The following is a 22,563-nucleotide window of genomic DNA, read 5'->3' as shown; positions in this document are numbered from 1 at the left end:
TCATGCGCGTTCTGATTATCGAAGATGAAGAAAAAACCGCGGACTATTTGCACCGTGGCCTGACGGAACAGGGTTACACCGTGGACCTGGCGCGCGAGGGTGTGGAAGGCCTGCACCTGGCGCTGGAAAGTGACTACGCGGTGATCATCCTCGACGTCATGCTGCCGGGCCTCGACGGCTTCGGCGTACTGCGCGCGTTGCGTGCGCGCAAGCAAACCCCGGTGATCATGCTCACCGCCCGCGAGCGTGTGGAAGATCGCATCAAGGGCCTGCGCGACGGTGCCGACGATTACCTCGGCAAACCGTTTTCCTTCCTTGAGCTGGTGGCGCGCCTGCAAGCGCTGACCCGGCGCAGCGGCGGTCATGAGCCGGTGCAGGTGAGCATCGCCGACCTGTGGATCGATTTGATCAGCCGCAAGGCTACCCGTGCCGGCACTCGTCTAGACCTCACCGCCAAAGAGTTCTCGCTACTCAGTGTGCTGGCCCGCCGTCAGGGTGAAATCCTCTCGAAAACCGCCATCGCGGAAATGGTCTGGGACATCAATTTCGACAGTGACGCCAACGTCGTCGAAGTCGCGATCAAACGTCTGCGGGCCAAGCTCGACGGGCCGTTCGAAGAGAAATTGCTGCACACGATTCGTGGCATGGGTTATGTGCTGGAGAGCCGTGGTGTCCAGTAACTCGATTGCCTTGCGCCTGAGCGGGATGTTTACGCTGGTGGCGCTTTTGGTGTTTCTGTTGATCGGCTGGGCGTTGTATCAACAGGTCGACAAAGGTCTGGGTCTGCTGCCCGAGGCTGAGCTGGACGCGCGTTACAGCGTGCTCGAATCCACGGTCGGGCGTTACGGCACGCCCGAGCATTGGGTGAAGATCAACAACAAGCTCAAGTTGCTCGGCGAAGAAGACAAGCGCATCAGTTTCTGGATCATCAGTGGCGATCCGCACTACGAATACGGCAACCCGACGCCGCAGATCCGCGCCTTTGCCGAAGGGCCGCTGGGCATGCGCGACTTGAAGTTGCCGGATCAGCCCTACCCATTGAAAGTGCTGGTCAGCCAGTTCCCGGCCAAGGATCAGCGACCACCGCTGCGCTTCATGATCGGCATCGACACCGAGACATTTTTACAAACTCAGCACCACTTGCTGATTGCCCTGATCAGCCTGGCGATCATCGGCGTGCTGCTGGCCTCGGCCCTGGGATATTGGGTGGCGCGGATCGGTCTCAAACCGCTGATCAAACTGTCACAGGAAGCCCAGCGCCTGGCCCCGCCATTGCGTTCCGGGCGTTTGCGCATGTCGTCATTGCCACCGGAGTTGAATCAGTTCGTCAACTCGTTCAACTCGACGCTGGAGCGGGTCGAACAGGCTTATTCGCGGCTGGAATCGTTCAACGCCGATGTGGCCCATGAATTGCGCTCGCCGCTGACCAACCTGATTGGCCAGACCCAGGTTGCACTGACGCGCGGACGTTCGGCGGAACACTATTTCGAAGTGCTGCAATCGAACCTCGAAGAGCTTGAGCGACTGCGCTCGATCATCAACGACATGCTGTTCCTCGCCAGCGCCGACCAAGGCAGCAAGGCCACCAAACTGACCTCCACCTCGCTGGCGGATGAAGTGGCGACGACCCTGGAATACCTGGATTTCATCCTTGAAGATGCCCAAGTCAAAGTGCAGGTCAGTGGTGATGCGCAGGTGCAAATAGAGATTGCGCATCTGCGCCGGGCGTTGATCAATCTGCTGAGCAACGCGGTGCAGCACACCGAGCCTGGGCAGGTGATTGAGGTGCGGATCGAGGTCGAGGGGCATCAGGTCAGCATCGGCGTTGCGAACCCCGGCTCGCCGATTGCCAGCGAGCATTTGCCACGACTGTTCGAGCGCTTTTACCGGGTTGATGCGTCGCGCAGCAACAGTGGCAACAACCATGGGTTGGGCTTGGCAATCGTCAAGGCGATTGCGCTGATGCACGGCGGGGATGTGTTTGTGCGCAGTGACCATGGCATGAATACCTTCGGCATCCACCTGCCCGTCTGACCCTCCAGACTGCACCCTAATCCCGTAGCAGCTGGCGAAGCCTGCGTCCGGCTGCGCAGCAGTCGTAAACCCTGCACACGCGATTCATCTGACAGACCGCGGTGACTGAATTTACGACTGCTGCGCAGCCGGACGCAGCCTTCGGCAGCTGCTACAGGTATCGCGTAGCGACTCTTACCTTTCGCGCAATAGTCCTTTCATGAATCCGCTCTTTTTCCCTTCTCTAAAGCCCCTTATCTTTGCGCCACCAAACAGCACTTGCCAAGCAAGAAGGTTTTAAAGATGTCCAACACTATGGGTATTGCCAGCGCTTTCGTTTTGTCCTCATTGTTCCTGTCTCCGTTCGCCATCGCTGAAGAGTCGCAGACTTTCGCCGGGCAAAATGCTGCGCGAGTTGCAGCCTACGAACAGTATCAGAGCGAAATGACGGCCAAGGCCCAGGAGGCTGCGCAAACCCCTCAAGCGTCGACCACTCAGGCCCAACAACGGGTTGAGAAAGACAGCTGATCGATCGTCTTCGCTCTGTTTCCCTCGACACTTTTCATCGGCTCTTCCCTTTGAAAAGTTGTCTTCAAAGCCGCTGCTATCAGCGGCTTTTTTTCGTTGTGCAGAAAGCACCACGCACGTCCTCGCTCTCGACAGGAAATACAAAACGTCGATTCAACAACGGACACTCATGACCCCGGGGAGCGGTAGCGCACGTGTCTTTATCCAGGAGCTCGGCCCACTGTTCATTGCAATCGCTGCAACGATGGCTGCCAACCCCCCGGCCGCCGATGAGTCCAGGTGATCGTCGACTAGCCGATCAACGTTTCTGACCCCGCTAACAAAATAAATGGTCAGCATGTTTAGCTGGCCTTTTTTTTGCTCGGGATTTATACATTCGCCGCGTGACACCAGAGCCTCAAGACTCATCTCTGCGACGGGCAGTCCCATTACGGCTGTTACGTTTATGGAACTACGCTTACACAGTCCATCGAGCAGATATCAGACCCATGATCGCAAGCCGTATCCCACACCTTTCAGCCAAGACCGGGCGACCTGAACTCATGGTGATCCTCGGTAGCTGCCTGACTGTCTTTGCGATTCTCGGCATCGTGGCCTATTTGCTGATCCGCGAACACGGCAATGCCCAGGACGCCGCCACTCGCAGCGCGACCACGATCGCGCAGTTGATCGACGCTGACGTACTGCGCACCGTCGAACTCTACGACCTCACCCTGCAAGGGCTGATTGCCGCGTCGCAACGGGACGATCTGAAACAGGTTTCGCCGCAGATCCGCCACTTGGTACTTTTTGACCGCTCCACCACCGCGCGCTTCAAGGGCGACATCCTGTTGCTGGACAAGCACGGCGACGTGCTCGCTGACTCATCGCTGATCAACCCCAAGCCCGGCAACTTCGCTGATCGCGACTACTTCATCGCCCATGCTGCCAACCGCGACACCGGCATGTTCATCAGCCGGCCATTCAAGCCCCGCTGCAACTGTGAAGACCGCGATGAATGGCGGATCAGGTTCAGCCGGCGCATCTCCTCCTCCACCGGTGAGTTTCTCGGTGGGCCGTGGCGTCGATGCGCCTGGGGTACTTCGACCAGTTGTTCAACAGCCTGGACATCGGCACCGGCAGCACGCTGAACATCATCAATGACGACGGCATTCTGTTGGCGCAAAAGCCGTACCTGCAAAACGATTCGATCGGTAAAAGCTTCGCCAGCCGGCCCAACGTCATGCGCATCCTGCGTGAGGGCAATGGCAGCTTTGACAGCGTGTCGAGCATGGACCATCACCAGCGTCTGTACACCTTTTCCAGGGTCGGCAACCTGCCGCTGACGGTCATCGTCGCCCTCTCCGGCAACGAAGTGTTCGCGGCCTGGAAGCGCACAGCGATAGTGATCAGCGGCGCCACCGGCGTGTTGTGCATCGGATTGCTGTGGCTGACCTGGCTGCTCTGCCGGGAGCTGCGCCTGCGCCATAGCGCCGAGAAAGAGCTGGCGCTACTGGCGGCTACCGATGCGGTGGCCGGCGTCGCCAACCGCCGAACCCTGGATCAGACCCTGCGCCATGAATGGTTTCGCGCCCAGCGTTCCGGCAAGCCACCGTCGATGTTGATGATCGACGCCGACCACTTCAAGGCGTTCAACGATCGCCACGGCCATCAGGGCGGCGACGATGCCTTGCGCGCGGTGGCCAAGGTGATCTGCGCCAACGTGCGACGTCCCACCGACCTGGTCGCTCGTTACGGCGGGGAGGAGTGTTCAGTGATCCTGGCGGAAACCGACCGTATGGGCGCACAGCAGATAGCCGAAAACATTCGTGCGGCGGTGGAGCAGCTGCCGTCGATGGCGGGAGATAAGACGCCTATTACTGTCAGTATCGGTATCGCCACCTGGACGGCGGCGAGCGAGACCAGCCTGGAGAGTTTGCTGTTTGCGGCGGACAAGGCGCTGTATCAGGCGAAGGAAAGTGGGCGCAATCGGGTGGTGGCTGCCGACTGAAGATAGGTTGTGCGGCGGATGGCGCCTTCGCGGGCAAGCCTCGCTCCTACAAGGGTACTCTATCTCCTGTAGGAGCGAGGCTTGCCCGCGAAGAGGCCATCACTGACGCCGCATCACTTTCCTTGGGACATAAAAAAAGGCCACCCGAAGGTAGCCTTTAAAAACTAGAGAGGTTTTTTACTTACACGGCCGCAACTGGACGCATGTAAGAGATCGGTGCAGTGCTGGCGTCTTCGAAAGTCACGACTTCCCAAGCATCTGTCTGCTCAATCAACTTGCGCAGCAGCTGGTTGTTCAATGCGTGGCCGGACTTGAAGCCCTTGAACTCACCAATCAGGCTATTGCCCAGCAGGTAGAGGTCACCAATTGCATCGAGGATTTTGTGCTTCACGAATTCGTCTTCATAGCGAAGGCCGTCTTCGTTCAGTACACCATCCGCGTCGACCACAATAGCGTTTTCAACGCTGCCGCCGAGTGCGAGGTTGTGCTTGCGCAGGTACTCGATGTCACTCATGAAACCAAAGGTACGGGCGCGGCTGACTTCTTTTACGAACGAAGTGCTGGAAAAATCCACGCTTGCACTTTGTGTGCGGTCACGGAAAACCGGGTGATCGAAATCGATCTCGAAGCTCACCTTGAAGCCTTCGAAAGGGACGAAAGTGGCGCGCTTGTCGCCGTCTTCCACTGTCACTTCGCGCAGGATCCGGATGAACTTCTTGGCTGCGTCCTGTTCTTCCAGGCCGGCCGATTGAATCAGGAATACGAAAGGTCCAGCGCTACCATCCATGATCGGAACTTCGGACGCGGAGAGCTCGACGTAGGCGTTATCGATGCCCAGGCCAGCCATGGCCGAGAGCAAGTGCTCCACCGTATCCACTTTGGTGTCACCACTGACCAATGTGGTCGACATCGTGGTTTCACCAACGTTTTCCGCGCGGGCAGGAATTTGCACCACAGGGTCGAGGTCGGCACGACAAAACACAATGCCGGTGTCGATAGGTGCGGGCTTGAGGGTCAGGTATACCTTCTCCCCGGAGTGCAGACCTACACCTGTGGCACGGATAATATTTTTCAGTGTGCGTTGTTTAATCATGGCTTGGGCCGCTTCAGCGCAAATTGCGAACTGGTATCAACAAAGGCTGGCGATGATAGCAGACCAGACCTTTGCTGAACACCAATCAACTTCATAGCCCTGATACATTCCATCAATCAGCCTGACGACGCAGGAAAGCCGGGATGTCCAGGTAGTCCAGATCATCTTGCGGATTCATCTTCGCGGCAGTCGCAGCACCGGCCTGAGCCTGGTTGCGCATGACAGTTGGACGGTCCAGGTCACGGTAGTTTACCGCTGGCTGCTCCTGACGTGCAGGGGCTTGTTGTTGTGGCTGGGAAGCCATGGAAGTGTGAACGGTATTGTCGATAATCTTCACAGGTTTCTCGATTTTCGCGCCCAGCCCCGTGGCAACCACGGTCACGTGCAGCTCATCGCGCATGTCTGGATCGATAACAGTACCGACCTTGACCATGGCGTGCTCGGAAGCGAAGGCTTCGATGATGCTACCTACGTCGGAATACTCACCCAGGGACAGGTCAGGACCGGCGGTGATGTTCACCAGGATGCCGCGTGCACCTTGCAGGTTCACGTCTTCCAGCAGCGGGTTGCGAATGGCCGCTTCGGTGGCCTCGCGTGCACGGTTCGGACCGCTGGCGCAGCCAGTGCCCATCATCGCCATGCCCATTTCGCTCATCACGGTCCGTACGTCGGCAAAGTCGACGTTGATCATGCCCGGACGCTTGATGATGTCGGAGATACCGCGAACGGCACCGGCCAGTACATCGTCGGCCTTGGCGAAAGCCGACAGCAGGCTGGCGTCTTTACCGAGGATGGTCAGCAGCTTCTCGTTGGGAATGGTGATCAACGAGTCGACGCTTTCAGACAGCAGACGAATACCTTCGTCAGCGATCTGCATGCGCTTGCGGCCTTCGAACGGGAACGGACGGGTCACCACCGCAACGGTGAGAATCCCCATTTCCTTGGCCACTTCAGCAATGATCGGCGCAGCACCAGTACCAGTACCACCGCCCATGCCAGTGGTGATGAACACCATATTGGTGCCCTGCAGGACTTCGGCAATGCGCTCACGGTCTTCGAGAGCGGCCTGACGACCTACTTCAGGGTTGGCGCCAGCGCCCAGACCTTTGGTCACGCCGGTGCCCAGTTGCAGGATGGTCCGCGCGCCAATGCTCTTCAGCGCCTGGGCATCAGTGTTGGCGCAGATGAATTCAACGCCTTCAATGTTGCTCTTGACCATGTGGTTGACAGCGTTGCCGCCGCCTCCGCCAACACCGATAACTTTAATAACCGGGCTTGCGGGGATGTTGTCTACGAGTTCGAACATTTTCCCTCTCCTTACATTCTCTAGTTTTTTCGCCTACTGCTTTTTGTTGCGGTGCTGCGGTGTTGCGGTAATTCTTTAGAAGTTGCCTTGTACCCAGCTCTTGATGCGATCGAGCAAGGCCGGTTTCGGCTCTTCATTGCTGTAGCTGTCGCGGCTGCTGATGCCCGAGAACGAAATCCCGTCGGACTGCTTTTGCAGGCCGTACATCAACAGGCCAACGCCGGTGGAATAAATCGGGTTGCGCACCACGTCATCCAGGCCCTTGACGCCATGCGGCACGCCCAGGCGGACCGGCATGTGAAAGATTTCTTCGGCCAGCTCGACCGCGCCTTCCATCTTCGACGTACCGCCGGTCAGCACGATGCCGGCCGGGATCAGGTCTTCGTAGCCACTGCGACGCAGCTCGGCCTGGATCAGCGTGAACAACTCGTCGTAACGCGGCTCGACCACTTCGGCCAGGGCCTGGCGGGACAGCTCGCGCGGTGGACGGTCGCCCACGCTTGGGACCTTGATGGTTTCACCGGCACCGGCCAGTTTGGCCAAGGCGCAGGCGTAGCGAATCTTGATTTCTTCGGCGTACTGGGTCGGGGTGCGCAACGCCATGGCGATGTCGTTGGTCACCTGGTCGCCCGCAATCGGGATCACCGCGGTGTGACGGATCGCGCCTTCGGTGAAGATCGCGATGTCGGTGGTGCCGCCGCCGATGTCCACCAGGCACACGCCCAGCTCTTTCTCGTCGTCGGTCAGGACCGAATACGCGGAAGCCAGCTGCTCGAGAATGATGTCGTCGATTTCCAGACCGCAGCGGCGCACGCATTTTTCAATGTTCTGTGCGGCGTTGACGGCGCAGGTGACCACGTGGACCTTGGCTTCCAGACGTACGCCGGACATGCCCAGGGGCTCACGAACGCCTTCCTGGTTATCGATCACGTAATCCTGCGGCAGGGTGTGCAGCACGCGCTGGTCAGCCGGGATCGCCACGGCCTGGGCGGCGTCGAGGACGCGTTCAAGGTCGGCGGAGCTGACTTCGCGATCACGAATCGCGACGATGCCGTGGGAGTTCAGGCTGCGAATGTGATTGCCGGCCACGCCGACAAACGCCGAGTGGATCCGGCAACCGGCCATCAGCTGCGCTTCTTCGATCGCGCGCTGGATCGACTGCACGGTGGACTCGATGTTCACCACCACGCCCTTCTTCAGGCCACGGGACGGATGCGTACCGATCCCGACGATTTCCAGCGTGCCGTCGTCCGAAACCTCGCCTACCAGCGCCACCACCTTGGAGGTGCCGATATCGAGACCGACGATCATTTTGCCGCTTTGCACGTTTGCCATGGGTCCTGCCTCTTCTTAATTCTTCGCGACAGCGGGTTGGGCTGTCGTGGGCGCTACAGGTTCCCGCCAGCCAACAGCGAGGCCGTTGGCGTAGCGCAGATCGATGCGCGCAATGTTCGTAATCTGTTCTTTAAGCGTCTTGTCGTAGATGGCAATAAAGCGGCGCATCTTTTCCACCAGGTTGCCGCGTCCCAGCAGCAGTTCGATTCCCGGGCCCGCGCTGCCGGCGCCGGTGGTCAGGAACCAGCTGCCTCGTTCACGCAACTCCAGGCGTGCAATCGAGAAGCCCAACGGCCTGAGCATCTGGCTCAGCACCTGGTATTGCTGCATCACTTGCTGTTGCGCCCGTTGTGGGCCGAACAGCTGTGGCAAGTGTTCGTAGTTCGCCAGCTCACGCGGGGTGAACGCCTGACCCTGGTTGTTCAACAGCGACTCGTCGCCCCAACGGGCCACCGGCAGTTGTTCTTCCAGGCGGATCACCACTTGATCCGGCCACACCCTGCGCACTTCGGCGTGGGCAATCCATGGCATGGTTTCAAGCTCGGTGCGCATGCTCGCCAGATCGATGGTGAAGAAGCTCGACGCCACGTAAGGGGCGATCCGCTGCTGCACCGCTTGCTGGCTGATGTAACTCAAATCGCCCTGCACGTTGATCTTGGTGATCGGCCGGTCGGCGTACGGCAACAAACGCTGCGCGCCTTCGTAGGTGCCGAAACCCAGTGCAACCAACAGCACCGGCCAGAACAGGCTTTTCAGAAAACCAAAATTGGCTTTCGGCAGGCGCGCAGACATCGGCTCTTTGGCCACCATTCGGCTGGCACCCCGCGGCACCGGCTTGCGGCCGGGCGGTGCGGAGGGCTGATGTCTCAGCTGTGCGCCTTGCATGGTCTTAACCTCGCGGCTCGTCATTGCCGGTGATGCTGGCAGCCAGAATCGACAGAACCAGTTGCTGGAAATCCAGACCGGCAGCACGGGCCGCCATCGGCACCAGGCTGTGATCGGTCATGCCCGGTGCGGTGTTGACTTCCAGGAACCAGAACTGCCCGTCGGCGTCCTGCATCACGTCTGCCCTGCCCCAACCGGCGATACCCAGCGCCTCACAGGCTTTTGCCGTGAGGTCCATCAGTTCTTGTTCTTTGTGGCTGTCGAGGCCACACGGGATCCGGTACTGGGTATCGGAAGCCACGTACTTGGCGTCGTAGTCGTAGAAGCTGTGCGTCGTGCCCAGGGCAATCGGTGGCAACACCTGGTCACGCAGGGTAGCGATGGTGAACTCCGGACCTTGAATCCATTGCTCGACCAACACTTGCGAATCGTAGGTACTGGCCGCTTTCCATGCGTCGATCAACTCGAGCGCAGAGGTCACTTTGGCCATCCCGATACTTGAACCTTCATGGGCCGGTTTGACGATCAAAGGGAAGCCCAGTTCCGTCGCCGCCGAAATACAATCGGCCTCGGAAGTCAGTACCGCGTGGCGTGGCGTCGGAATGCCGAGGCTGTGCCAGACCTGTTTGGTCCGCAGCTTGTCCATCGCCAGTGCCGAGGCCAGGATGCCGCTGCCGGTGTACGGAATGCCCAGGCATTCGAGCAGGCCCTGCATGCTGCCGTCTTCACCGCCACGACCGTGGAGGATGATGAAGGCGCGATCGATCTTTTCGTTGAGCAGACGCTGCAGCAGGTCATCACCGACATCGAGGCCGAACGCGTCCACGCCGGCGCTTTGCAGCGCGTCGAGAACAGCGTTACCCGACTTCAGGGAGACCTCACGCTCGGCACTCTTGCCGCCGAACAGCACGGCGACGCGGCCGAAGTCTTTCGGCGCAATCGTGGAGACGAGGTTGGCGTAAGCAGCAGTCATTTCAACTTCCCCTCGACCGGCGCAGCCACGGCACCGGCGAACAACGGACTTTTCAACAGTTTGGGTGCGAGACCACCGATATCACCGGCGCCCTGGCACAACAGAATGTCGCCGGCACGCAGCAGCGGCTTGACGATCGGCGCGAGGTCGACACCGCGCTCGATGTAGATCGGGTCGAGCTGACCGCGCTGGCGGATGCTGTTGCACAATTTACGGCTGTCGGCGCCCGGGATCGGCTCTTCACCGGCCGGGTAGACTTCCATCAGCAGCAGGACGTTGGCGTCGGCCAATACATTGACGAAATCGTCGTAGAGGTCGCGAGTACGGCTGTAACGGTGCGGCTGGTAAACCATCACCAGTCGGCGCTCCGGCCAGCCACCGCGTACGGCTTTGATCACGGCCGCGACTTCGGTCGGGTGGTGACCATAGTCGTCGACCAGCATCACGTTGCCGCCGTCTACCGGCAGTTCGCCGTAGACCTGGAAGCGTCGGCCAACACCCTGGAACCCGGACAGGCCCTGGACGATGGCTTCATCGCTGACGCCCTCGTCGCTGGCGATGCAGATGGTTGCCAGCGCGTTCAATACGTTGTGGTTGCCCGGCATGTTCACCGAGACATCCAGCGGATCGCGATCAGGACGCAGCACGGTGAAGAAGGTCTGCATGCCTTGCTGGCGCACATTGATGGCGCGTACGTCGCAGTCATCGCCGAAGCCATAAGTGACCGTCGGGCGTTTCACCAGCGGGAGGATTTCACGTACGACCGGATCGTCCAGGCACACCACTGCCAAGCCATAGAACGGCAGGTTGTGGAGGAACTCGACAAAGGTTTTCTTCAGCTTGTTGAAGTCACCGTCGTAGGTCGCCATGTGGTCGGCGTCGATGTTGGTGACCACGGCCACCAGCGGCTGCAAGTGCAGGAAACTGGCGTCGCTTTCGTCGGCTTCGGCGATCAGGTAACGGCTGGTGCCGAGCTGGGCATTGGTGCCCGCGGCATTCAGTCGGCCACCGATCACGAATGTCGGGTCCAGGCCACCGGCGGCGAACACCGAAGCGATCAGGCTGGTGGTGGTGGTTTTGCCGTGGGTGCCAGCGACGGCGATGCCGTGGCGGTAGCGCATCAACTCGGCGAGCATTTCGGCACGCGGCACCACCGGAATGCGGCGTTCAAGGGCAGTGGCGACTTCCGGGTTGGAGGTGTTCACGGCACTCGAGGTCACCAGCACATCGGCATTCGCGGCGTTCTCGGCACGGTGGCCGATAAAGATCTGCGCACCAAAGGATTCCAGGCGCTCGGTCACCGGCGAAGCTTTCAGGTCGGAACCGGACACTTCATAGCCCAGGTTCAGCAGCACTTCGGCAATGCCGCACATGCCCACGCCGCCGATACCGACGAAGTGGATGCGACGGATGCGGCGCATTTCCGGTTGCGGCATGGCTTTCTGATTCTCAACCATGGGCCACCTCCAGACAGGTATCGACCACGTTACGGGTTGCATCGGGTTTGGCCAGGCGGCGTGCCGCGGTGGCCATGTCGTTGAGTCGTTGCGGTTGCATCAGGACCTCTGTCAGGCGTGCGGCAAGATCCGCTGCGCCAGTCGTTCTTTGTGGCATCAGGAAGGCAGCGCCTTCACGGGCCAAATAATCGGCGTTGCGGGTCTGGTGATCGTCGATCGCGTGGGGCAAAGGCACCAGCATCGAGGGCAGACCGGCAGCGGCCAGTTCACTGATGGTCAGCGCGCCTGCGCGACATACCACCAGGTCGGCCCAGCCATAGGCTTGGGCCATGTCTTTGATGAAAGGCTGCACTTGCGCCTCGACGCCAGCCGCGCGATAGCGCTCTGCAGTCACTTCATCGTGTTTTTTGCCGGCCTGATGAAACACTTCCGGACGCAGGTCGGGGGCGACTTGCGACAGGGCTTCAGGCAGCAACTTGTTCAACGGTTCTGCGCCCAGGCTTCCGCCGAGGATCAGCAAACGCGCCTTGCGACCGGCCAGGGCTGGTCGCGGTGTTTCGAGGAACAGCTCGGTGCGCACCGGGTTACCGGTGGTACGGCGGCTGCCCGACAGGGTAAAGGTGTCGGGGAACGCTTCACAGACTCGGGCGGCCAACGGCACCAGCAGCCGATTGGCGGTCCCGGCCACGGCGTTCTGCTCGTGAACGATCACCGGCACGCCGGCCAGTTTGGCAGCAACGCCGCCAGGACCGGTCACGTAACCACCAAAGCCCACCACGCAGACGGGCCGCAACTGGCGAATGATCGCCCGCGCCTGCCAGACCGACTTGAGCAACATGAACGGCGCCTTGAGCAGGGACAATTTGCCCTTGCCACGCAGACCGCTGGCGTTGATCCGGTGCAGTTCAATACCGGCCGCCGGGACCAGATCGTTCTCGATCCCGCGCGGTGTCCCGAGCCAGTGCACGGTGTAACCGCGGGCCTGGAATTCGCGAGCACAAGCCAGCGCCGGGAACACGTGGCCACCGGTGCCGCCCGCCATGATCAATACGTTAGCGCCCATGGGGTGGCTCCTCGGCGAAGTCACTCTCATGGAACTCCATCTCTTCACTGCCCAGGTGGGTTCGACTCTCCCACTCGATGCGCAGCAACAAGCCGAGACAGGCACAGCAAATCACCAGCGAACTACCGCCATAACTGAGGAACGGCAGGGTCAGGCCTTTGGTCGGCAGCAGACCGACGTTCACACCGATGTTGATCAGGAACTGACCAATCCACAGGAACGAGAGGCCGTACGCGATGTAGGCAGCGAAGAATTGCTTGGCTTTCTCGGCCCAAAAACCGATGTACATGCCACGAATACAGACGAAGACGAACAGCGCTACCGTGCACAGGGAACCCACGGCGCCCAGTTCTTCAGCCAGGACCGAGAACACGAAGTCGGTGTGCGCTTCCGGCAGGTAGAACTGTTTCTGCACGCTGTTGCCCAGGCCAACGCCCAGCCATTCACCGCGACCAAAAGCGATCAATGCTTGAGACAACTGATAGCCGGCACCGAACTGATCGGCCCATGGATCGGCAAAGTTGGTCAGGCGCGCCATTCGATACGGCTGCACTTGAATCAACAGCACTACCGCCGCGACCGCCAGGACCACCATCAAGGAAAAACGGAACAGCCCGACCCCGCCAAGGAACAGCATTGCCGCCGCAGCGCCCATCATCACGACGGTGGCGCCGAAGTCCGGCTCCATCAGCAACAGACCCGCCATCGGCAGCAGCACGATGAACGGTTTGAAGAAGCCCATCCAGCTTTCACGCACTTCTTTCTGCCGGCGCACCAGATAACCGGCGAGGTAGATCACCACGAATACCTTGGCGATTTCGGAAGGCTGAACGTTGAAGAAACTGAAGCCGATCCAGCGCATCGAACCGTTCACTTCACGGCCGATCCCCGGGATGATCACCATCACCAGCAAACCGAACGCACCGAGCAGCATCAGCCACCCCAGGCGTTGCCAGGTGGCAATCGGAATCATCATCGTGACGATGCAGGCGCCAAGGCCCAGCACAATGTAGATAAGGTGACGAATCATGTAATACAGGGCGCTGCCCGACTGCACGGCCCCCACTTCGGTCGAGGCCGATGCAATCATCACCAGCCCAAGGCCGAGCAACGCCAGGCAACCGGCGAGCATCGGGAAATCGAGGTCGATACCACGCCCGGTGATGATCGGCGACGGATACGGCTTGATGATGTTTCTCAGGCTCATACCAGGTCCTCCACAGCACGGACGAACTGGTGACCACGGTCTTCGTAGTTCTTGAACATGTCGAAACTGGCGCAGGCCGGCGACAGCAGCACCACGTCTCCCGGTTGGGCAGCGGCGCGGCATTGCTCCACGGCTTCGGCCAGCGAAGCGACGCGGATCAACGGTACGGCGTCGCCGATGGCCGCACCGATCTTGTCGGAATCGCGGCCCATGAGGATCACGGTGCGGCAGTTGACCGCCACGGGATCGCGCAAGTCATTGAACTCGGCACCTTTGCCGTCGCCACCGGCGATCAGCACGATCTTGCCTTCGATGTCCGCGCCCAAGCCTTCGATGGCCGCCAGAGCGGCACCGACGTTAGTGGCTTTTGAATCGTTGTAGTAGCCCACGCCATCCAGGTCGCGAACCCACTGGCAACGGTGTTCGAGACCGGCGAATGTGCGCAGGGCCGAAAGCATAGCGTCAAACGGCAGGCCGACAGCGTGGCCCAGGGCCAATGCTGCCAGGGCATTGGACTGGTTATGCGCGCCGCGAATCTTCAACTCGCGGACCGGCATCAGGTTCTGGAATTCGAAGGCCAGAAACTTCTCGCCGTCTTCTTCGCGAATACCGAATGCCTTGAAATCGGGTTTGCTCAAACCGAAGGTCCAGCACGGCTGGCCCTCGCCCATCAGCGGACGGCTCAAGGCGTCCTGACGGTTGACCACGAACTGCTTGGCCCCACGGAAGATCCGGTGCTTGGCCAGGTGATAGGCCGGCAGACCGCTGTAGCGGTCCATGTGGTCTTCGCTGACGTTGAGCACGGTGGCCACTTCGGCGTTGAGTTGATCGGTGGTTTCGAGCTGGAAGCTCGACAACTCCATCACGTACAACTCGACGTCATCGCTCAGCAGGTCCAGCGCCGGAGTGCCGAGATTGCCGCCAACCGCGACGCGCTTGCCGGCCGCCGCTGCCATCTCGCCCACCAGGGTGGTGACGGTGCTTTTCGCGTTGGAACCGCTGATGGCGACAATCGGCGCCTTCGCGTTACGCGCGAACAGCTCGATATCGCCGGACAATTTCACGCCACGGGCGGCGGCAGCCTGCAGGGCCGGGGTCGCCAGTGCCAGGCCGGGGCTCACGTAGAGCTCGTCGGCACGGCACAGGAATTCGACGTCCAGCTCGCCACAACGCACTTCCACGTGCGGATAGTCACGCTTGAGCGTGGCCAGTTCCGGTGGATTTTCCCGCGTATCGGCGACAGCAAACGACGTGCCCCGGTTCGCCAGGAAGCGAACCAGGGCCATGCCGCTCTTGCCGAGGCCGACAACGATGCGGAAGTGGTCAGAAGCGATCAGAGACACTCGTTCTACCTCAGCTTCAGGGTGGCAAGGCCGACCAATACCAGAATCACGGTGATGATCCAGAAACGGACGATCACACGCGGCTCGGGCCAGCCCTTGAGTTCAAAGTGGTGGTGAATCGGCGCCATGCGGAACACACGGCGACCGGTCAGCTTAAAGGAGGCAACCTGAATGACGACTGACAGGGTCTCCATCACGAACACACCGCCCATGATGAACAGGACGATTTCCTGACGGACGATCACCGCGATGGTGCCCAGGGCCGCGCCCAGCGCCAGTGCGCCAACGTCGCCCATGAAAACTTGTGCCGGGTATGTGTTGAACCAGAGGAAGCCGAGGCCCGCACCGATCAACGCGCCGCAGAACACGATCAACTCACCGGCGCCCGGGACATAAGGAATCAGCAGGTATTCAGCGAACTTCACGTTACCCGACAGGTAGCAGAAGATCCCCAGCCCGCCGCCGACCATCACTGTCGGCATGATCGCCAGACCGTCGAGGCCGTCGGTCAGGTTGACCGCGTTGCTCGAGCCGACAATCACGAAATAGGTCAGGACGATGAAGCCTGCGCCCAGCGGAATGCTGTAGTCCTTGAGCATCGGCAGGATCAGCGTGGTTTCCACCGGTGTCGCCGCAGTCATATAAAGGAAGATCGCCGCGCCCAGGCCGAACACCGACTGCCAGAAATACTTCCAGCGACTTGGCAAGCCACGGGAGTTCTTCTCGATTACCTTGCGGTAGTCGTCGACCCAACCGATGGCGCCGAACAGCAACGTCACCAGCAATACGACCCAGACATAACGGTTGGACAGGTCAGCCCAAAGCAAAGTGCTGACGCCGATGGACGAAAGAATCAGCGCGCCGCCCATGGTCGGAGTGCCCGATTTGGACAGGTGCGATTGTGGACCGTCGTTGCGAACGGATTGACCAATCTGACGGTTTTGCAGAGTACGGATCATCCACGGGCCATAGCACAGCGACAAAACCAGCGCGGTCAGCACACCGAGGATCCCGCGCAGGGTCAGGTACTGGAAGACCGCGAAGCCTTTGTAGAACTGTTGTAGATACTCCGCTAACAGCAGCAGCATTAATGCTTCTCCAGACTGGTCCCGCACAAAGCGGCGACGATGTTTTCCATCGCAGCGCTGCGCGAGCCCTTGATCAAAATGGTGGTGTTTGTGTCTTGCTCGGCGCCGAGGGCCTTGATCAATTCAGCCTGAGTGGTGAAGTGATAAGCCTGTTCGCCAAAAGCGTTTACGGCGTGAACCATATTTGGCCCGACGGCATAAAGCGTGGAAACCTTGCCACGGGCGTACGCGCCCACGTCGCGGTGCCCCTGCTCCGCCCAATCGCCCAACTCGCCGATATCCCCGAGCACCAGGACGGTGCGGCCGGAAAAGCCGGCGAGTATATCAACGGCGGCGCACATCGAGGTGGGGTTCGCGTTGTAAGTGTCATCAATGACGCGCATGCCATTGCTGGCCAGTTGCGCGACGGTGCGCCCCTTGACCGGTTGCACCGCGCCAAGGCCGGTGGCAATGCCGAACAGCGACACGCCCAAGGCATGGGCGGCAGCCGCAGCGGCCAAGGCATTGGCGACGTTATGCGTGCCGAGCAGGTTCAGTTGAACCCGCTCCACACCTTCAGGACTGTGCAGGTTGAACGCCGGGCAACCGCGTGCGTCGCGGTCCAGGTCACTGGCGTAGAAATCGGCGCTGAGATTGCTCAGGGCGAAGGTCAGTACCTTGCGCTCGCCGGCGCGGGTCTTCCAGATTTGAAAAGCCTTGTCGTCGAGATTGAGCACGGCAACGCCATCGGCTGCCAGCCCTTCAATGATCTCGCCCTTGGCTTCAACGATTTTTTCCGGCCCGCCGAACTCACCAACGTGGGCGGTCCCGGCGTTGTTGAGGATGGCCACGTGAGGCTTGGTCATGCCGACGGTGTAGGCAATTTCGCCGAGCCGCGAGGCACCGAGTTCGATCACCGCAGCGGTGTGTTCCGGCGCCAGTTCGAGCAGGGTCAGCGGAACGCCGAGGTCGTTGTTCAGGTTGCCACGGGTCGCCAGTACCGGACCACGGGTGCGCAGGATGCTCGCGAGCATTTCCTTGACCGTGGTCTTGCCGCTGGAACCGGTGATGGCCGCCACCGGGTGGGTGTAGGCAGCACGGTTCAGCGCGCCCAGTTGACCGAGCGCGTGACGGGTGTCTTTCACCAGCAATTGCGGCAGCGTGCTGTCGGCGACTTCGCGCTCGACCAACGCCGCCACGGCGCCTTTTGCCGCGACGTCATTGAGATAGTCATGACCATCGAAGCGCGGACCGGTCAGGGCAATGAACAGCTGGCCTGGCTGGATCGCGCGACTGTCGATGCTCACGCCGTTGAACGTGGCATCGGCGGTCAGCAAACGGGCATTCAGTGCGCCGGTCAGTTCGCTCAGTTTCATGGCTTTAAGCATGGGCCACCTCCCACGCGGTCAAGGCGTGATCGGCCTCGACCAGATCAGAGAACGGGTGACGCTGGCCATTGATTTCCTGGTAGTCCTCGTGACCTTTACCGGCCAGGACGATCACGTCATCCGCCGAAGCGCTGGCGATCAACTGGGCAATTGCCTGGCCACGACCCGCGACGAAAGTGACGTTATCCACAGAGGTGAAACCGGCACGGATGTCATCGAAAATCACCGCAGGGTCTTCAGTGCGCGGATTGTCGTCGGTGACCAACACGCCATCGGCCAGACGCTCGACCACTTCTGCCATCAGCGGACGCTTGCCGCGATCGCGATCGCCGCCGCAACCGAACAGGCACAGCAAGCGACCTTTGGCGTGTGGACGCAGGGCCATCAAGACCTTTTCCAGCGCATCCGGGGTGTGGGCGTAATCGACCACCACCAACGGCTGAGTGCCGCCGCCAAGACGCTGCATGCGACCGGCTGGGCCTTCGAGCTTCGGCAGCACCTTGAGGATTTCGTCCAGCGCGTAGTCGAGACCGAGCAAGGCGCCGACCGCGGCCAGGACGTTGCTCAGGTTGAAGCGACCGAGCAAGGTGCTGCGCAAGTGGTGCTGACCCTGCGGCGTGACCAACGTGGCGCGCACGCCTTCGTCGTCGAACTGCGCTTCCCGGCAATACAGGTAGGCGCTCGAATCTTCGAGGCTGTAGGTGATCAACCGCGATTCGCGTTTTTCGGCGGCCAGTTGCCGGCCGAAATCGTCGTCGAGGTTCACCACCCGGCATTTCAAATCGTTCCAGGCAAACAGCTTGGCCTTGGCTTCGCCGTAGGCCTGCATGGTGCCGTGGTAATCCAGGTGATCGCGGGACAGGTTGGTCATCACCGCCACTTTGAACGCCAGCGCCGTGACGCGCCCCTGATCCAGGCCATGGGAAGAGACTTCCATGGCCACGACTTTGGCGCCGGCCTTTTTCAGGTCGGCGAGGGTCGCTTGCACGGCGATCGGGTTCGGCGTGGTGTGCAGGCCGCTTTCCAGCGAGCCGTAGAAACCGGTGCCCAGGGTGCCGACGATGCCGCAATGCTGGCCGAGCAAGTCGAGGGCTTGCGCGACCAACTGGGTCACGCTGGTTTTACCGTTGGTGCCGGTCACGCCGACCAGGTTCAGTTGGCGGCTAGGGTCACCGTAAAAACGCCCGGCGATGTCCGACAGCTGCGCAGCCAGGCCTTTGACCGGTATCAACGGCACATCGGTGATCGGCAGCACGGTGGCGCCTTCGACTTCATAAGCCACGGCAGCAGCGCCGCGCTGCAAGGCGTCGGCGATGTGCGCACGGCCGTCGAACTTGCCGCCGGGGACGGCGAGAAACAGATCGCCAGCCCGCACGTTGCGGCTGTCCAGCGCCAGCTCGCGGATCAACAGATCGCGACCGGCGTGGGCGAAAATCTTGTTCAGACTCAGAGACATCAGCCGCGCCCTCCATTGGCTTTCAGCGGAACGACCGGTGTTGCATTGGCTTGTTGGGTCGGCGGCAGGTTGTCCGGGGTGATGTTCATCAGGCGCAACGTCCCGGACATCACTTTGCTGAACACCGGCGCCGAGACCAGACCACCGAAATAGCCGGCTTTAGTTGGTTCGTCGATCACCACCACGATCGCGTAGCGCGGATCGCTCATCGGACCGAAACCGGCGAACAGAGAGCGGTAGGAATTCTCGGCGTAGCCTTTGGTGCCCACCGACGTCTTACGCGCCGTACCCGACTTGCCAGCCACGTGATACGCCGGCACCTGCGCACGGAATACTCCGCGTGGGGCCTCGATCACTTGGGTCAACATGCCTTGCATGGTTTTCGCGACAGCTTCCGGCAATACCTGGGTGGTTTGCGCCGGCTTGTCGGTTTTGATCAGCGTCAACGGCGCGAGGCGACCGTTGTTGGCCAGGGCCGAGAAAGCGTGGACCAACTGGATCGCCGTCACGGAAATACCGTAGCCGTAGGACAGCGTGGCGGTTTCAGCCTTGCGCCATTCGCGGTAGTTGGGCAGGTTGCCAACGCGCTCGCCCGGGAAGCCGAGGCCGGTGTCCTGGCCGAGGCCGACTTTCTGCGCCAGGCGGAAAATCGTTTCGCCGCCGATATCGAACGCGACCTTACTCATGCCGACGTTACTGGAGTTGATCAGGATGCCGGTCAGGTCGAGCACCGGGCCTTCAGACTTGGAAACGTCCTTGATGGTGTATTTACCAATCTGCAAGGTGCCCGGGTACACCTCGACGGTATCGCTCGGTTTCCAGCGTCCGGTTTCAATCGCGGCGCTCATGGAAATCGCTTTCATGGTCGAACCCGGCTCGAACACGGCGATCATCGCGCGGTTACGCATCATCGCCGGTTGCAGGTTGCGACGGTTGTTCGGGTTGTAGGTCGGCTGGTTGACCATGGCGAGGATTTCGCCGGTCTTGACGTCCATGATCACCAGGCTGCCGGCCTTGGCGCCGTTCTCGATGATTGCGTTACGCAATTCGCGGTTGGCCAGGTATTGCAGGCGCAGGTCAATGGACAGCGCCAAGGGCTTGCCGGCCTTGGCGTTTTTGGTGACCTGGACATCCTTGATAAGTCGGCCGCGCCGATCCTTGATGACCTGTCGCTTGCCGGGGACGCCGGCGAGCCATTCGTCATAGGCCAGTTCGACCCCTTCACGACCGTGGTCATCGATGTCGGTAAATCCGACCATGTGGGCAGTGACTTCACCGGCCGGGTAGAAACGCCGGAATTCCTCGATGCCGTAGACGCCCGGTACTTTCAGGTCGAGCACAGACTGGCCTTGCTCGGGGGTGAGGCCGCGCACCAGGTAAATGAATTCTTTGTTGGCCTGGGCTTCGAGACGCTCGGACAGGGCTTTAGGGTCTTGGCCGAGAGCCGCCGCCAGTGCCGGCCACTTCTCTTTGGCCAGCTGCATTTCCTTGGCGTTGGCCCACAGGGTGGTCACCGGGGTACTCACAGCCAACGGCTCGCCGTTACGGTCAGTAATCAGACCACGGTGAGCCGGAATCGGGATATGACGAACGCTGCGCGCATCGCCCTGCCCCTTGAGGAAGGCACGGTCGATGACTTGCAGGTCAATGATGCGCCAGGTAATCGCCGCCACCATGACGCCGAGCAAACCCAGCACCAGGCGGAAGCGCCATGGAAAGAGTGCGCCTTCGAGTTTCATCATGGCGCCACCATCTGCACTTCAGCGGCGCCGGGGATGCGCATCTTCAGTTGCTCGGTTGCCAGGACTTCGATACGGCTGTGGGCGGTCCAGGTGCTCTGTTCGAGAATCAACCGACCCCATTCCGCCTGCGCCTTGTCGCGCACGCTCAACTCGTTGTACAGCGAGTTCAACAGTTGACGGTTCCAGTGAGCGCTGTACGACACGCCGATGGCCGACACGAGCACGCCGACAAACAGCAGCAGCATGAAAAAGCTTCCGCCGGGAAGTGGCTTGGCGAAAAGCTTGCTCACCTTAGCTTCTCCGCCACGCGCATGACGGCGCTACGGGAACGTGGGTTGGCTTTGAGTTCGGCCTCGGAGGCGGACTGCGCTTTGCCATGGATTTTGATTATTGGTTCGAAGGCGACGTGACGTACCGGCAGGTTGCGCGGCAGGTTGTCGGCTTCACCCTTCACCAGTTTGCGCATGAACAGTTTGACGATGCGGTCTTCCAGCGAATGGAAGCTGATGACCACCAGACGGCCACCGATTTCCAGGCAGGCCAGCGCGGCTTCAAGGCCGGCTTCCAGATCGCCCAGTTCGTTGTTGACGTGAATACGCAGGCCCTGGAACGCGCGGGTCGCCGGGTTCTTGCCCTTCTCCCACGCCGGGTTGGCGACTTTCAGGACTTCAGCCAGGTCGCCAGTGCGTTCGAACGGCTTGATGTCGCGACGCTCGGCCACGGCACGCGCCATGCGCCCGGAGAAACGCTCTTCGCCATATTCCTTGAACACCCGGGCGATTTCTTCTACCGGAGCGGTGTTGACGAATTCGGCAGCACTGATCCCGCGGGACGGGTCCATGCGCATGTCCAACGGGCCATCATTGAGAAAACTGAAACCGCGTTCAGGGTCGTCGAGCTGTGGCGAGGACACGCCCAGGTCGAGCAAAACGCCGCTGACCTTGCCGTCCAGACCGCGCTCGGCGACTTCCGAACCAAGCTCGGCAAAGCTGCGCTGCACAACGACAAAGCGGCCGTCTTCGGCCGCTAGCGTTTGCCCGGTGGCAATCGCTTGAGGATCTTTGTCAAATCCGAGCACCCGACCATCGGGACCGAGCTGACTGAGGATCAACCGGCTGTGTCCGCCGCGCCCGAACGTACCGTCCAGATAGCAGCCATCAGGACGTACGGCGAGAGCCTCTACGGCTTCGTCGAGCAGTACGGTGATGTGGTTAAAGCCGCTATCAATAGTCACAGGATCAAATCACGCAGTTCATCAGGCATAGCGCCCGGTTGTTGAATAGCAGCCAGGTCAGCGGCAGAAACCGCATCCCAGGCATCCTCGTCCCACAATTGGAACTTGTTCAGTTGGCCTACCAACATCGCGCGCTTATCCAACTTGGCATATTCACGCAGACGTGGCGGAACCAGAAAACGACCACTGCCATCGAGCTCGAGGTCGACGGCATTACCAATCAGTAAACGTTGCAGGCGGCGGTTCTCTTCGCGAAGCGAAGGCAGTGCGCGCAGTTTGGTTTCAATAATTTCCCACTCATCGAGGGGGTAAACACACAAACACGGATCAACGGCATCGATTGTGACGATTAACTGACCGGAACTACGCGAAACAAGCTCGTCACGATACCGGCTCGGCATGGCGAGACGGCCCTTTGCGTCGAGACTGATAGCGTTGGCTCCGCGAAACACGTCAGCGTTTCTCCAAATTTTAGCGTTTTGA

19 protein-coding genes and 1 pseudogene are annotated in these 22,563 nt (G+C 60.5%); 4 read left to right on the top strand and 16 right to left on the bottom strand.

Annotated features, from left to right (window positions below; translation table 11 throughout):
* Positions 1 to 2 precede the first annotated feature (2 nt).
* The 4 genes and pseudogenes from AEQ67_RS23640 (at position 3) to AEQ67_RS23620 (ending at position 4,531) form a co-directional block, all read left to right on the top strand.
* Positions 3 to 680: a heavy metal response regulator transcription factor gene (locus AEQ67_RS23640; protein ID WP_059406219.1), complete on the top strand. Its 678-nt coding sequence runs from the start codon at positions 3 to 5 to the stop codon at positions 678 to 680.
* Positions 670 to 2,034 (top strand): heavy metal sensor histidine kinase, encoded by a 1,365-nt coding sequence (locus AEQ67_RS23635; protein WP_059406218.1) that lies wholly within the window; start codon positions 670 to 672, stop codon positions 2,032 to 2,034. Before AEQ67_RS23640 ends, AEQ67_RS23635 begins: the two co-directional genes overlap by 11 nt.
* A 282-nt stretch (positions 2,035 to 2,316) precedes the next feature.
* On the top strand, positions 2,317 to 2,541 hold the full coding sequence (locus AEQ67_RS23630; RefSeq protein ID WP_059406217.1) for a hypothetical protein: 225 nt from the start codon (positions 2,317 to 2,319) through the stop codon (positions 2,539 to 2,541).
* Positions 2,542 to 3,029: 488 nt separating this feature from the next.
* A pseudogene (locus AEQ67_RS23620) lies at positions 3,030 to 4,531 on the top strand (sensor domain-containing diguanylate cyclase).
* Between the two features lie 181 nt (positions 4,532 to 4,712).
* Here the strand turns inward: AEQ67_RS23620 and lpxC are convergent.
* The 16 genes from lpxC to mraZ form a co-directional block, all read right to left on the bottom strand.
* Positions 4,713 to 5,624, bottom strand: a complete 912-nt coding sequence (lpxC, locus tag AEQ67_RS23615; RefSeq protein ID WP_045059296.1) for a UDP-3-O-acyl-N-acetylglucosamine deacetylase — start codon at positions 5,622 to 5,624, stop codon at positions 4,713 to 4,715.
* Between the two features lie 112 nt (positions 5,625 to 5,736).
* Positions 5,737 to 6,930 carry a cell division protein FtsZ gene (gene ftsZ / locus AEQ67_RS23610; protein WP_059406215.1) on the bottom strand — a complete coding sequence of 398 codons (1,194 nt, stop codon included), beginning with the start codon at positions 6,928 to 6,930 and terminating at the stop codon, positions 5,737 to 5,739.
* A 75-nt stretch (positions 6,931 to 7,005) separates the two neighbouring features.
* The gene (gene ftsA, locus AEQ67_RS23605; RefSeq protein ID WP_059406214.1) at positions 7,006 to 8,265 is read right to left on the bottom strand and encodes a cell division protein FtsA; all 1,260 of its coding nucleotides are present in this window, start codon (positions 8,263 to 8,265) and stop codon (positions 7,006 to 7,008) included.
* Between the two features lie 15 nt (positions 8,266 to 8,280).
* Positions 8,281 to 9,150, bottom strand: coding sequence for a cell division protein FtsQ/DivIB (locus tag AEQ67_RS23600; protein WP_059406213.1), 870 nt, complete (start codon positions 9,148 to 9,150; stop codon positions 8,281 to 8,283).
* A 4-nt stretch (positions 9,151 to 9,154) separates the two neighbouring features.
* Positions 9,155 to 10,123, bottom strand: coding sequence for a D-alanine--D-alanine ligase (locus AEQ67_RS23595; protein ID WP_059406212.1), 969 nt, complete (start codon positions 10,121 to 10,123; stop codon positions 9,155 to 9,157).
* Entirely contained in the window at positions 10,120 to 11,580 is a 1,461-nt protein-coding gene (gene murC, locus AEQ67_RS23590; protein ID WP_059406211.1) for a UDP-N-acetylmuramate--L-alanine ligase, read from the bottom strand. Before murC ends, AEQ67_RS23595 begins: the two co-directional genes overlap by 4 nt.
* The gene (murG, locus tag AEQ67_RS23585) at positions 11,573 to 12,643 is read right to left on the bottom strand and encodes an undecaprenyldiphospho-muramoylpentapeptide beta-N-acetylglucosaminyltransferase (protein WP_059406210.1); all 1,071 of its coding nucleotides are present in this window, start codon (positions 12,641 to 12,643) and stop codon (positions 11,573 to 11,575) included. The genes murC and murG overlap by 8 nt, the downstream gene beginning before the upstream one ends.
* Positions 12,633 to 13,850: a putative lipid II flippase FtsW gene (gene ftsW, locus AEQ67_RS23580; RefSeq protein WP_059406209.1), complete on the bottom strand. Its 1,218-nt coding sequence runs from the start codon at positions 13,848 to 13,850 to the stop codon at positions 12,633 to 12,635. The genes murG and ftsW overlap by 11 nt, the downstream gene beginning before the upstream one ends.
* The gene (gene murD, locus AEQ67_RS23575) at positions 13,847 to 15,193 is read right to left on the bottom strand and encodes a UDP-N-acetylmuramoyl-L-alanine--D-glutamate ligase (RefSeq protein WP_059406208.1); all 1,347 of its coding nucleotides are present in this window, start codon (positions 15,191 to 15,193) and stop codon (positions 13,847 to 13,849) included. Before murD ends, ftsW begins: the two co-directional genes overlap by 4 nt.
* A gap of 5 nt (positions 15,194 to 15,198) precedes the next feature.
* Positions 15,199 to 16,281 (bottom strand): phospho-N-acetylmuramoyl-pentapeptide-transferase, encoded by a 1,083-nt coding sequence (mraY, locus tag AEQ67_RS23570; protein WP_016773275.1) that lies wholly within the window; start codon positions 16,279 to 16,281, stop codon positions 15,199 to 15,201.
* Positions 16,281 to 17,648, bottom strand: a complete 1,368-nt coding sequence (locus AEQ67_RS23565; protein ID WP_059406207.1) for a UDP-N-acetylmuramoyl-tripeptide--D-alanyl-D-alanine ligase — start codon at positions 17,646 to 17,648, stop codon at positions 16,281 to 16,283. The genes mraY and AEQ67_RS23565 overlap by 1 nt, the downstream gene beginning before the upstream one ends.
* Positions 17,641 to 19,104: a UDP-N-acetylmuramoyl-L-alanyl-D-glutamate--2,6-diaminopimelate ligase gene (locus AEQ67_RS23560; RefSeq protein WP_059406206.1), complete on the bottom strand. Its 1,464-nt coding sequence runs from the start codon at positions 19,102 to 19,104 to the stop codon at positions 17,641 to 17,643. Before AEQ67_RS23560 ends, AEQ67_RS23565 begins: the two co-directional genes overlap by 8 nt.
* Positions 19,104 to 20,843 carry a peptidoglycan D,D-transpeptidase FtsI family protein gene (locus tag AEQ67_RS23555; protein ID WP_177333678.1) on the bottom strand — a complete coding sequence of 580 codons (1,740 nt, stop codon included), beginning with the start codon at positions 20,841 to 20,843 and terminating at the stop codon, positions 19,104 to 19,106. The genes AEQ67_RS23560 and AEQ67_RS23555 overlap by 1 nt, the downstream gene beginning before the upstream one ends.
* Positions 20,843 to 21,136: a cell division protein FtsL gene (gene ftsL, locus AEQ67_RS23550; RefSeq protein WP_030129814.1), complete on the bottom strand. Its 294-nt coding sequence runs from the start codon at positions 21,134 to 21,136 to the stop codon at positions 20,843 to 20,845. The genes AEQ67_RS23555 and ftsL overlap by 1 nt, the downstream gene beginning before the upstream one ends.
* Positions 21,133 to 22,080, bottom strand: coding sequence for a 16S rRNA (cytosine(1402)-N(4))-methyltransferase RsmH (gene rsmH / locus AEQ67_RS23545; RefSeq protein WP_059406204.1), 948 nt, complete (start codon positions 22,078 to 22,080; stop codon positions 21,133 to 21,135). Before rsmH ends, ftsL begins: the two co-directional genes overlap by 4 nt.
* Positions 22,077 to 22,532: a division/cell wall cluster transcriptional repressor MraZ gene (gene mraZ / locus AEQ67_RS23540; protein ID WP_008147486.1), complete on the bottom strand. Its 456-nt coding sequence runs from the start codon at positions 22,530 to 22,532 to the stop codon at positions 22,077 to 22,079. Before mraZ ends, rsmH begins: the two co-directional genes overlap by 4 nt.
* Positions 22,533 to 22,563: the final 31 nt, after the last annotated feature.

Source organism: Pseudomonas sp. RIT-PI-q (assembly GCF_001297125.1).
In the GTDB taxonomy this organism is placed as follows: Bacteria; Pseudomonadota; Gammaproteobacteria; order Pseudomonadales; family Pseudomonadaceae; genus Aquipseudomonas.
The sequence above is the reverse complement of the archived record's forward strand: the minus strand, read 5'-3'. Positions and strand labels throughout refer to the sequence as shown.